The following is a 12191-nucleotide window of genomic DNA, read 5'->3' on the forward strand; positions in this document are numbered from 1 at the left end:
TTTGCAAATAAATGAGCTACTCCGAAGAGTTATGAAAAAGTGTGAGTGATAAACGTAATTTTTTGTAAATTTTATAACGAATGCTATAATCAGCATCTTTATAAAATAATTTATATTTCGACAGAATAACGCGGCTTAGGATTCATTTTTTAGCATGGTAACATTACATCTTGCTCAGCTTATATTTACACATGCTCAGCCTTCCTATGCGGCTCTCGACCGTATCCCAGCTATGCAGCGTAGACGTTTATCACCATTGGCTAAACTTGCTTTAAATAGTGCGATCGGTGCATTAGAAAGTAACAAGGCCGATTATATTGTTTGGGTATCAAAATATGGTGATGAGGCAAAAACGTTAAATATCTTGCAAGACGTTTTAAATGATCAAACTCCATCGCCAACACAATTTTCAACGTCTGTTCATAATGCAATTTCTGGCCTTTACTCGATTTTATGTCAGGATGATACTCCCTCTACCAGCTTAAGCTGTTCATGGACTGAAGGTTTGATTGAGGCTTATGCACTTTTAAAGTCAATGCCTGAGAGTAAGCGGGTCTTAGTCGTCGCTTATGATGAGCCATTACCTAATATTTATGCTGAGGCAATCAATTTTCCTGCCTATGCGATGGCTGCTGTCGTTACTCTAGAGCAACCTAATTTACAAATTACCGCGTGGACGCATATAGATGAAGCAGATGCTCCTGCTTTTGCTCATTTTTGGCAGGATGCTGACCAGTTAACATCTGCATTTGGGTGGAACAAATGCTAAATCTTAAAAATCTCAAGCAAAAAAGTAATTATTGCTGGCGTGTGGCTGCTACTGGCTTTAGCTTTGCCAGTTTTGGGCTGGGTGGTATGGCCATTGCCTCAGTGATTGCACCCGTACTCAATGCAACTACTTCTGATCCGCAAAAGCGACAGCAACGTGCGCAAAATGTGATTAAACATAGTTTCAAAGGCTTTACCGACATGATGGTCAAACTCGGCATTATGACTTATTCGGTAGAGGGGCTAGAAAAACTACAAAATAGTCGCCAAGAGCTGGTGATTGCCAATCATCCGACTTTGATTGATGTTGTAGTACTAATTGGTATGATGCAGCAGGCTAATTGTGTCGTGAAGCAGTCTCTTTGGTCGAACCCATTTACCAAAGGACCCGTACAAAGCGCAGGTTATATTTTAAATGCAGGTTCTCAGCAGTTTGTTGAAGACTGTGTAAAGCGTCTAAAAGAAAATAATGCGGCTTCTCTTTTAATTTTTCCGGAAGGAACGCGCACTGAAAAAGGGATGACCCTAAACGAGTTTCAGCGAGGCGCAGCCAATATTGCCATTCGTGCAAATGTACCAATTCGCCCAGTAATTATTACTTGTACACCATCAACTTTAACCAAGAATGAAAAATGGTACCACGTACCATCTCAACCATTTCATATCGAGGTCAAGGTATTAGATGCTGTGCAAGTATCAGATCTGTTAGATGATTTAACAGTAGGACCTAAACAAGTTCGTCAGTTAAGTCGTAGTTTTTATAAAATTTTTGATGAAGAGTTATCTTGAAATGAGCAATCTTGCTGATGAACTAAAGCAAATGATTATTGATGTTCTAGCACTAGAAGATATTACTATTGCCGATATTGATACAGAAGCTCCATTATTTGGAGAAGGTTTAGGATTAGACTCGATTGATGCACTTGAGTTGGGACTGGCTTTGAAAAAGCGTTACAACATTCATTTAAATGCAGAGTCGGATGAAACCAAACAGCATTTTAAGTCAATCCAGAGCTTGGTTGCTTTAGTTGAAGCACAACAGAAGTCATAAGGAGCGTGATGATGTTATCTCAAGAGCAAGTACTAACTAAACTCCGCGAATGGATGGAAGATTTGTTTGAGATTGAACCAGAGACTGTTCAACTCGATTCGAACCTTTATTCTGATCTTGATGTAGACAGTATTGATGCGGTCGATTTAGTTGTAAAAATTAAAGAGTTAACAGGCAAGCAAGTAAAGCCTGAAGACTTTAAAAATGTGAGAACCGTACTTGATGTGGTGACGGTTATTCAGAACATGACTGCTGAATGAAGTTTATTCTTAAAGGGATAATGACGGCACTTTTTGTGCTGTATCCCTTTATTGTGGGCTGGAGTTTGAGTCACGGCCAATTTGTCTGGGTGAGTGCTTTACTCATCGGGTTGGGTGTGATCAGACTTTTTAGCAAAGGCAACTCGTTATTATGGCCATTAACGGGTTTTGCTATCGTTTGCGGTAGTCTAAGTTTATTGTTACATGACCATGCTTGGCTAAAGTTATATCCAGTGGGTATGAGTTTAGGCGCATTAATTATTTTTTCGCTGACACTCATTAAGCCGCCGTCTATGATTGAGCGCTTTTCCCGACTCGTTGAACCTGATTTACCTGCTTCTGGCGTACAGTGGACCAGACAGGTCACCAAAGTTTGGTGTATTTTCTTTTTTTGTAATGCACTGATTGCTTTAAGCACTGTGCTTTTTACCTCAACTCAGGTTTGGGTCATTTATAATGGCTTTATTTCTTATGTGCTGATGGGCATTTTGCTCCTTGGTGAATTTATTTTGCGTAAGCGACATCAGCGTTTACATTCTTCAAATCATTAATTAAAAACTATGTATTGCCACTTTCAAAAATTCATCGATTCAGCTCAGCCACTTTGTATAGACGGTACTCTAAACTCGACCAGTTTTAATCAATTTTGGCAGGATGTGGCGTTACAAGCTGCTGCAATTGCTCAAATGGAAAATCTAACTTGGGCTTTATGGGAAGCAGATAGTTATGAATTTCTGGTTTTATTCTTTGCTGCTTTGTTAGCGAAAAAACAAATACTTTTGCCACCCAATCGAGTGCGTGAATTAGAACAGGATTTTGCAGCACAACAGATTTATTTTTTAAAGCGTCAAGAAATTGGAGAAGTTGTTCCTTTATCTTTAATGTTAGACGATGCTTTTTTAGAGCAGGCTCAACTCTATTTTTATACGTCGGGTTCAACTGGAGAACCTAAAAAAATTCCAAGAACACTTAGACAATTACTTAACGAAGTCCAAGGGTTGAGTCAGAGTTTTAGCTTTGATGAACATGCAACTGCGATTGCAACAGTTAGTCATCAACATATTTATGGATTACTGTTTAAATTATTACTACCACTTGCTACAGGTCGAAGTTTTTATAATCCTCAAATGGCATTCCCTGAAGATGTGGTACAAGCCCAAAAACAATTAGAAACAATGAGGTTAAGCAATTATTTGATCTCAAGTCCTGCTTTATTAAAACGCTGGACAACCGATGTTGTTTTACAACACTGCCAGATGGTCTTTAGTTCCGGGGGCAAGCTAGAAAGTGGGGTTCGTCCTTTACTAAATTGTCCGATTATTGAAGTTTTGGGAAGTTCGGAAACTGGTGGTATTGCCCATCGCGCTAAAGATGAAGATGCTTGGACTGCATTTAGTAATGTGGCTATTCGTATTGAAGAGCAGCAGCTTATGGTCAAGAGTAATCATGCCTATGAGAATGACTGGATTACCACAGGTGATGGTGCTGCATGGACAGATGCAACATGTCAGGCCTTTAAACTGATGGGGCGTACAGATCGAATTGTAAAACTTGAAGAAAAGCGTTTAAGTCTAGATGCGATCGAGCAAACTATTCAGGCTTTAGATGTCGTAAAACACTGTCATGTATTGGTACTTGAATATGAGCTACGCCAAATGTTGGGTTGTATTGTTGTTCTAACAGAACAAGCTCGTGAGCAGTTACAACAGCAAGGTAAGTCCGCTTTTGTCAACCATTTAAAACAGCAATTAAAAGACAGCTTGGAAACGATGGCGATTCCTCGTCAATGGCGTTTCCTTAGCCAGTTACCACAAAATACTCAGTCCAAACTCAATAAAAACTATTTGAAAACTCTATTTAAGCCTATGTTACAACCCGTGGTGCTGTCACAGTCTCAAAATTCAGATGACTACATTTGGGAGTTGGAATTTCCACCTGAATTAGCATGTTTTAAAGGGCATTTCCCAACACAACCCATTTATCCTGGGGTTGGGCAAATAGGCTTTTTACAACAATTTGCTAAATCAATTTGGTCTGATTTGAGCTGGTGTCAGGGATATGAGCAGTTAAAATTCCAAAACCTGATTCGCCCTTATGCTGTAGTACAACTCAAGTTTTCTCGAAAAGAGCATAAAGTGAGTTTTGAACTACGTGATTCAGAACAAATTCTGGCTTCAGGGCGATTATTATTTGCTTTGCAAACGGAAGTAGAGGGTTAAAAATGCAGACCAATTACGGCTTTGTTGTTCCGGTTTATAACCATCCACATTATTTAGCAGATTTAATTTCTTATCTGAACAGTTTTGGTCTAACGATTGTTTTGGTCAATGATGGCAGTGATGATGCATGTAGCCAAATTTTAAAAGGATTGGCAGAGCAATATTCTCAAATTCATCTTATTGAACATGATGTGAATGGGGGAAAGGAAAAAGCCGTAATGACTGGTTTGCGTGCAGCCTATGAGCTTGGTTTAAGCCATGCATTACAACTTGATGCCGATGGTCAACACTGCTGGGATGACATTCCAAAATTTATTGAGCAGTCTCGACAACATCCAGATGCAATGGTAATTGGTCAGCCATACTTTGATGCCTCTATTCCTAAAAAGCGCTTATATGGCCGCTACATCACTCATTTTTGGGTGTGGTTAAACAGTTTGTCTTTTGAAATTAAAGACAGCATGTGCGGGTTTCGCGTGTATCCGCTTGAGAGCACGATAAAGGTTTTAAATAGTGCTAAATTTCAGCCACGTATGGGTTTTGATAGTGAAATTTTAGTACGTTTAAAATGGGAAAATACTCCTTTTATTAATGTACCAACGCCTGTGGTTTATCCAGAGCAGGGTATTTCTCATTTTCATGCTTGGCGAGATAACTTAGGGCTAAGTAAAGCGCATGCAACTTTGTTTATGGGCATGCTGATTCGCTTACCGAAGCTATTAAAACAAAAGCTGCAAGGTTAATTATGACAGATTCAGCTTCACCAAAATGGAACGACATTAAAGAGCGAGGTGGCATGTTACCCCTTATGCTGATGTTATGGTTTTACCGTTTTGGTGGACGTTGGTTATGCAAGTTTGTGATGTACTTCGTCATCATGTGGTACTGGTTATTTGCTGTCACAGCAAGGCAGGCCTCCTTACTTTATTTACAAAAACTGCATCATTTTGCTGGATCGCAGTCTCCCTTTAGCCACCAACCAAATTGGACAAATAGCTATGCGCATTTCATGCAATTTGGCGAATGTATTTTAGATAAGATTGAGGGTTGGTTGGGTAATATTCCCGAGCAGGAATTACAAGTTTTTGGACATGAAAACTTCTCTCAGTATTATCAAAAAGGTGCTCTGATTATTGTCTCTCACTTTGGCAATATTGAATTACTTCGAGCCATTAAGTCAGACCATCCGCAGAAAATTAATGTGTTGGTTTACCAAAAGCACGCGACAAAATTTAATGAGTTTTTGAAAAAAATAAATGATAAGGCAGATGTGTGTCTTTTATCAGTTGATGAGCTGGGTATTGAAACTGCCATGCTGCTGCAAGACAAAATGCAGCAAGGTGAGTGGGTCATTGTGGCGGCAGACCGAGTGCCTGTGCAGTCAGATCGTGTACAGCATGTTGATTTTTTAGGGGAGTCAGCAGCTTTCCCACAAGGTGCATGGATTTTAGCAAATTTACTCAAAGTGCCTGTTATTGCTGTGTTTTGCTATCGGGTGCAGCAGCAGTTTCAAGTGCATATCCATTCAATTGCTGAGCAGGTGAGTTTACCTCGTGCTAACCGTATTGAAAGTATGCAAACCATCACTAAAACGTACGTTACAGTACTAGAACAGCATTGTCTGCGTGCCCCTTATCAATGGTTTAATTTTTATAATTTTTGGACGAAATAACATGCGTGTGTTAACCGTAGGTGAACAACCACTGAGTATTGAAGATGTTGTTTCTGTAGCAAGAGGCGAATGTCAGGTTGCTTTACCTGAAACGTCTGAGTGGCGTGAACTGATTCAAAAAGGCGCTGATTTTCTCGATCAACTCCTTGAAGAAGAAGGGGTAATCTACGGTGTAACTACGGGGTATGGCGACTCATGTTTGGTTGAAGTGCCATTGCATCAGGTTAATGAATTACCGCTGCATCTTTCACGTTTTCATGGTTGTGGTTTAGGTGAAGATTTAGATGTCATCACTGCACGTGCAGTAGTAGTGACGCGTTTATGTTCGTTAGCTCGCGGTTATTCAGGCGTGTCGATCGCTTTGCTGGAACGCTTAGTTTGGTTGCTGAATGAAAATGTAATTCCAGTTATTCCATCTGAAGGTTCAGTCGGGGCAAGTGGGGATTTAACGCCGTTGTCCTATATTGCGGGAACTTTAGTTGGTGAGCGTGATGTCTATATCGATGGACAAATTGTTCCAGTTGCTCAGGTGTATGCTGAAAAAGGCTTGCAGCCTTTAACGCTCAGACCAAAAGAAGGTTTGGCGCTCATGAACGGCACAGCAGTGATGACAGCAATTGCTTGTCTAAACTATAAAAAAGCAGAGCAGATAGCACTTGCTAGTACTTTAATTACCGCTCTAAATGTATTGGCCTTGGAAGGTAATCCTAGTCATTTTGATGAAGTACTGTTTGCACAGAAACCTCATCCGGGACAGCAACAGATTGCCAAGCAATTACGTGACTGGCTGAATAGTGAAGTACAAACAGCACATCAAAGCCCACGTTTGCAAGACCGTTATTCGCTTCGTTGTGCACCACACATTATTGGTGTATTTGAAGACTCAAAAGTATGGTTGCGTCAGTTTATTGAAAATGAGCTGAATTCAAGTAACGACAATCCACTAATTGATCCTGTAGGAATGCGTGTATTGCATGGCGGTCATTTTTACGGTGGGCACATTGCACAAGCAATGGATAGCTTGAAAATTATGATCGCTAATATTGCTGACTTGATGGACAGACAGATTGCACAGCTAGTCGATCATAAAATGAATCATGGTTTACCGCGTAATTTAACAGGTGCAACGGCTGAACGTTTGCCGCTGAATCATGGTTTTAAAGCGGTACAAATCGGAGTGTCGGCGTGGACGGCTGAAGCCTTGAAAAATACTTTGGCAGCTTCAATTTTTTCACGTTCAACTGAATGCCATAACCAAGACAAAGTCAGCATGGGAACCATTGCTGCACGTGATGCGAGCCGAGTAATTACCTTAACACAGCAAGTCATTGCAGCGCTGTGCTGTGCGAGTGTGCAGGCAATTCATCTGAAAGGCCTCACCACACAGTTAAGTCCAACATTGCAGGCATTTATGCAATGGACCTTACAAAGCTTTGCATTTGTCGAAGAAGACCGACCATTACAAACCGAATTACAACAGATTGTTGATCGTTTAGACCAACTTGAATTGTTTAATCAACCAGAATTTATGGGATAAGGTGAGCCAATGCATGCAGATGTAATCATTGAAATTCCATTTCATGATGTCGATACCATGAATGTGGTTTGGCATGGACACTATTTAAAATATTTTGAGATTGCGCGCTGTAAATTGCTCGATCAATTTCATTACAACTATATGCAGATGAAAGAATCAGGCTATGCATGGCCTGTGATTGAAAGCCATGTTCGCTATGCATACGGTATTGAGTTTGAACAAAAGATTCGGGTTCGGGCCATTTTAAAAGAATGGGAAAATCGTTTGAAAATCGATTATTTGATTTTTGATGCTGAGTCAGGGAAACGTTTAACTAAAGGTTATACCACACAGGTTGCGGTGAATATTGAAGCACGTGAAATGTGTTTCCAGTCGCCTCAAGTTTTGTTTGATCGTTTAAATGCATGGTCTGAGTTTCAACCGAAGAGGAATGCGTGATGTCTAAATTCATCAAAACTTTAGGTTTAGGTGCTGCTGTTTGGATGAGCAGTTTAAGTGCGGTCTATGCAGCGCCAACACAGATCACTCAAATTTTTCAGCAATTGTCACAATCTCCTACGGTTCGTGCTGATTTCGAACAGCAAAAAAAATTGCCATCGTTGAATAAAACTTTTGTATCGAACGGCTCTTTGTTGTTCTCAAAAGCTTATGGTGTAGCGTGGCAAATCAAACGACCTGTGCAAGCAGATTTGATCGTTACCCCAACCAAATTGGTACAGAAAACTCAGCGTACATTTAGCCAAATACAAGTTGATCAATCACCATATAGTTCGGTCGCGACTTTATTCTTACAGCTCATGTCTGGTAATGAACAGGCCTTAGCAAAGAATTTTAATGTGGTAAGTGCGAATTATAGTCCAGCGGGTTGGAGCATGAGTTTAACTCCGAAAAGTAGCTTGTTTAAAAAGTTATTTGTGCGTGTTGATGCTCAAGGACAACAGTACGTCAACCAAATTGTGATTACCGAGAAAGCGAATAATTTAACCACCATTCGCTTTAGTCACCAGACTTCTCAACCGACGAATCTAACGGCTGCTGAGCATGCGATTTTCCAACTGGCAAAATAAGTTTACCGCGCTTTGGTTAATTGCTCTGCTACTGATCGCGGTGGGGCTTGGCGTGACGTGGCTGAATAAAGATATTCATATTCAGACCAATATTTTTGCGTTATTGCCTAAAGTTCAGCAAGACCCAGAACTTGCACGTACTCAGCAATACATGAATGAGCAACTCAACAATAAAGTATTTGTGGTGGTAGATGCCAAAGATGAGACTGCAATACAACAAGCGACTCATTTCTTAACAGCGCAGGCCAAGCAAAGCCAGTTGTGGCAACCGCTGAAGCCACAACTTGATTTTGATCAATTTGCAAAACAGTTGTATCAACATCGAGCAGGATTGTTGAGTACTCAAGATCAAGCCTTATTGCAAAAAAAGGACTATGCTGCGCTGACTGAACAAAGTCTGATGCAGATGATGAGTCCAGGCATGCCTGTCACTGCTGAATCACTTAAGCAAGACCCGCTATTATTGTTCCCTCGTTATGCCATGCAGTTGGCAACCCCGTCGCAACAAGATATTGAAATGGAGCAGGGCTTTGCCACGATTCATCATGAACAAGGTATCTCTCGGCTTTTCGTATTACAGTTGACGCAAAGTCCATACAATATTGATTATCAAGAACAGACCTCTACTTGGATTGAGCAAACTAAGCAAAAGCTAGCTGCAATGGGATTAAAATCTCATTGGACTGGAACTATTTTATTTTCAAATTTTGGTACGCAATCGGCTAAACAGGAAATCTCAACCATTGGTGTTGGCTCGACACTAGGCTTAATTTTTCTGGTTTGGTTCGGCTTTCGCTCACTACGACCTTTGGCGACCGAGTTTATTGCAGTTTCGACTGGAAGCTTTGTGGCGTTTGCAGTCACACATTGGGTGTTTGGTGAAATTCACCTCATGACATTGGTCTTTGGTGCGAGTCTGATTGGTGTCTGTGTTGATTTTTCATTTTATTTTATGGCGATGCAATCGCAGCATAGACAACTGGGTGGTTTTCAAATTTTAAAACCGCTATTACCAAGTTTGTTTATGGGCTTAATGACCACATTGGTTGCTTACATCTTTTTGAGTTTTACCCCATTCCCAGGATTTAAGCAGATTGCGGTCTTTTCAATTGTGGGATTAACTGCGGCGTGGATCAGTAGTGTACTGCTATTACCAAGATTACCTGCGCTCAATGCTCAGCCAGCAATAAAAGCTTTATCGTGGATTGGACAAGCACGCTTATGGTTTCAACAGCGTGCCAAAGTTCGTTATGGCTTGATTGCAGTCATTTTAGCAGTAGGTACTTCGAGTCTTTTCTATCTTAAAAGTAACGATGATATTCGTAATTTACAAGGTATGGACGCGAGCTTAAAACAGCAGGACCAAGCTGTTCGTAAGCAATTTGGCCAGCAGCAAAGTAGTGATTATTTTGTGGTGCGTGCAGCATCTGCAAATGAAATGCAGCAACAAGAGCAGCAACTGATAGGGCAATTACAACAGTTGCAAACAAACGGAAAAATCAGTGCATTTCAAGCTTTAGGTCAATGGATTCCACCATTGGCAGAGCAGCAAAATAATCTACAACTATTAAGAAATATTCCAAAAGCGACTTTGCAGCAATATGCACAAAGTATGGGCTTAAATGTCACTGACGTATTGCAATGGCAACAGCAACTAGCGGCACAACCGTTATTAGATTTTTCAGTATTTAAAGATCACCCTTTAGCTTTTTTACAACCTCAAGCCAATGAACGATTAGTGATGGTGACAGGGGCAAAACAGCCTGAAGTGTTAAAGCAGCTTCAGAATGAGCATATACATTTTCAGCAACCGATTACCGAAATGTCGCAAATGTTTGCTGAACATCGAGTGCAGGCTCAACATCTTCTGATTTATGCCTTAATTGGTCTGGCAGTTGGTTTGGCGCTTATTTATGGATTAAGTTCGATTGTGCCTTTAGTCCTGCCAGTTAGCTTGGCATTACTGAGCACTTTTGCTGTTCAGGCATGGTTAGGTGTCGAGATTAACCTGTTTAGTATTATGGCGACTTTTCTGATTATAGGGATTGGTGTCGACTATGCAATTTTCTACCGACATGGACATGATCACCCACAAGTAGTTGGAATGGCATTATTTTTATGTATGATGTCGACCTTACTCGGCTTCGGATTACTTTCATTTAGCCATACTTACGCAATTCATTGTTTTGGTTTAACGGTTTTACTCGGGGTTATTTTCTCGTTTATCTATGCGACTTTGTTAACGCCCGCAGATGAAAAACATATCGTGAATTTACAAGACCATTCATAATTTGAATAAATTAAAAAGGAAGTTGTGCTATGAGCACTATAGAAAAAATTGACGTCGTGATTATTGGGGCTGGGCCATCAGGTAGTTCTGCTGCTGCACTTCTTCGAAAAAAGGGCTATACCGTTACGGTCATTGAAAAACAGCATTTCCCTCGTTTTTCGATTGGTGAGTCATTGTTACCTCAATCTATGGCATTTTTAGAAGAGGCTGGTTTATTAGAAACAGTCCGTGAGCATGTTGAGCAATATGCTTTTCAATTTAAAAATGGGGCAGCTTTTCTACGTGGCAAACAGCGTAGTTTTTATGACTTTACAGAAAAATTTACCGATGGTCCGGGAACAACTTGGCAAGTTCGCCGTGCAGATTTTGACAATTTGCTAGCAAAGCAGGCTCAAGTTTATGGCGCAGATATACGCTTTGGACATGAAGTCTTAGATGTTGATGTTGCATCTGAACAGCCTGTACTTACAGTAATCGATGAAGAACAACAGCGTTATCAGATTCAAACTAAATTTTTGTTAGATGCGAGCGGCTTTGGGAGAATTTTGCCAAAATTACTTGACTTGGAAAGCCCATCAAATTTTCCGGTACGACGTGCGCTGTTTACCCATATTGAAGATCGTATTACAGATGACCCAGAATTTGATCGTAATAAAATTTTAATTACTGTCCATGAAAAAGATCACCGTGCATGGTATTGGCTGATTCCATTTGCAGATGGACGGGCTTCTTTCGGTGTGGTGGCAGAACAAGACTTTTTTGATAAATACACGGTCGAAAATGCTTCGGATAATGAACCTGAAGCAATGTTCAAACGCATTTTAGCCGATGAAGCAAGCTTGTCACATGTCTTGCGCCATGCAAAGTTTGATACACCAGTGCGTACTTTGGTGGGCTACTCAGCGAATGTAAAACACTTGGCAGACCGCAACTATGCGCTATTAGGTAATGCGGGTGAGTTTCTTGATCCAGTCTTTTCATCAGGTGTGACGATTGCTCTTAAATCTTCAAGTATGGCAATTCCTTTGGTTGAACGAGTTTTACAAGGTGAGCAAGTCGACTGGTTAGAAGAATATGAAAAACCATTACGCCGCGGCATTCAGGTGTTTCGTGCCTATGTTGAGTCATGGTACGAAGGTGAGTTCCAAGATGTGGTGTTCTCACAAAATCAGAATGAAGGTATTCGTCGTATGATTTCTTCATTATTGGCTGGTTATGCGTGGGATGAAAAAAATCCAATCCATAAAAATGCCAAACGTAGACTCACTACTTTGGCAGAATATTGTCGTGAAGGCTTGGCGCAAGAACAGGTACTTGAGGGATAACC

13 protein-coding genes are annotated in these 12191 nt (G+C 40.6%); all 13 read left to right on the plus strand.

Annotated elements, in window-relative coordinates:
* Positions 1-154: 154 nt before the first annotated feature.
* Genes J580_RS18500 through J580_RS18560 form a run of 13 tightly spaced genes read left to right on the plus strand, consistent with a single transcriptional unit; the run spans position 155 to position 12189 of the window.
* Entirely contained in the window at positions 155-769 is a 615-nt protein-coding gene (locus J580_RS18500) for a beta-ketoacyl synthase chain length factor (RefSeq protein ID WP_032005188.1), read from the plus strand.
* Positions 754-1557 carry a lysophospholipid acyltransferase family protein gene (locus J580_RS18505; protein WP_014208347.1) on the plus strand — a complete coding sequence of 268 codons (804 nt, stop codon included), beginning with the start codon at positions 754-756 and terminating at the stop codon, positions 1555-1557. Before J580_RS18500 ends, J580_RS18505 begins: the two co-directional genes overlap by 16 nt.
* Position 1558: 1 nt before the next feature.
* Entirely contained in the window at positions 1559-1819 is a 261-nt protein-coding gene (locus J580_RS18510) for a phosphopantetheine-binding protein (protein ID WP_000067033.1), read from the plus strand.
* 5 nt (positions 1820-1824) lie between these two features.
* Positions 1825-2079, plus strand: a complete 255-nt coding sequence (locus tag J580_RS18515; RefSeq protein ID WP_001987856.1) for an acyl carrier protein — start codon at positions 1825-1827, stop codon at positions 2077-2079.
* Entirely contained in the window at positions 2076-2630 is a 555-nt protein-coding gene (locus tag J580_RS18520) for a septation protein IspZ (RefSeq protein ID WP_032005190.1), read from the plus strand. The genes J580_RS18515 and J580_RS18520 overlap by 4 nt, the downstream gene beginning before the upstream one ends.
* Before the next feature lie 9 nt (positions 2631-2639).
* Positions 2640-4298, plus strand: a complete 1659-nt coding sequence (locus J580_RS18525) for an AMP-binding protein (protein WP_032005191.1) — start codon at positions 2640-2642, stop codon at positions 4296-4298.
* Between the two features lie 2 nt (positions 4299-4300).
* On the plus strand, positions 4301-5041 hold the full coding sequence (locus J580_RS18530; protein ID WP_032005192.1) for a glycosyltransferase family 2 protein: 741 nt from the start codon (positions 4301-4303) through the stop codon (positions 5039-5041).
* Between the two features lie 2 nt (positions 5042-5043).
* Complete coding sequence (locus J580_RS18535) at positions 5044-5970, plus strand: acyltransferase (RefSeq protein WP_032005193.1); 927 nt, start codon at positions 5044-5046, stop codon at positions 5968-5970.
* A gap of 1 nt (position 5971) precedes the next feature.
* Positions 5972-7507 (plus strand): HAL/PAL/TAL family ammonia-lyase, encoded by a 1536-nt coding sequence (locus tag J580_RS18540; protein WP_032005194.1) that lies wholly within the window; start codon positions 5972-5974, stop codon positions 7505-7507.
* Between the two features lie 9 nt (positions 7508-7516).
* Entirely contained in the window at positions 7517-7945 is a 429-nt protein-coding gene (locus tag J580_RS18545) for an acyl-CoA thioesterase (RefSeq protein WP_000542808.1), read from the plus strand.
* A complete protein-coding gene (locus J580_RS18550) occupies positions 7945-8574 on the plus strand; it encodes a LolA family protein (protein WP_032005195.1) in 630 nt (209 codons plus the stop codon). The genes J580_RS18545 and J580_RS18550 overlap by 1 nt, the downstream gene beginning before the upstream one ends.
* Positions 8549-10864: an MMPL family transporter gene (locus tag J580_RS18555; protein ID WP_032005196.1), complete on the plus strand. Its 2316-nt coding sequence runs from the start codon at positions 8549-8551 to the stop codon at positions 10862-10864. The genes J580_RS18550 and J580_RS18555 overlap by 26 nt, the downstream gene beginning before the upstream one ends.
* 29 nt (positions 10865-10893) lie before the next feature.
* Positions 10894-12189 (plus strand): NAD(P)/FAD-dependent oxidoreductase, encoded by a 1296-nt coding sequence (locus tag J580_RS18560; RefSeq protein WP_032005197.1) that lies wholly within the window; start codon positions 10894-10896, stop codon positions 12187-12189.
* The last annotated feature ends 2 nt before the right edge of the window (positions 12190-12191 follow it).

It is taken from the genome of Acinetobacter sp. 1542444 (assembly GCF_000581835.1).
In the GTDB taxonomy this organism is placed as follows: domain Bacteria; phylum Pseudomonadota; class Gammaproteobacteria; order Pseudomonadales; family Moraxellaceae; genus Acinetobacter; species Acinetobacter pittii.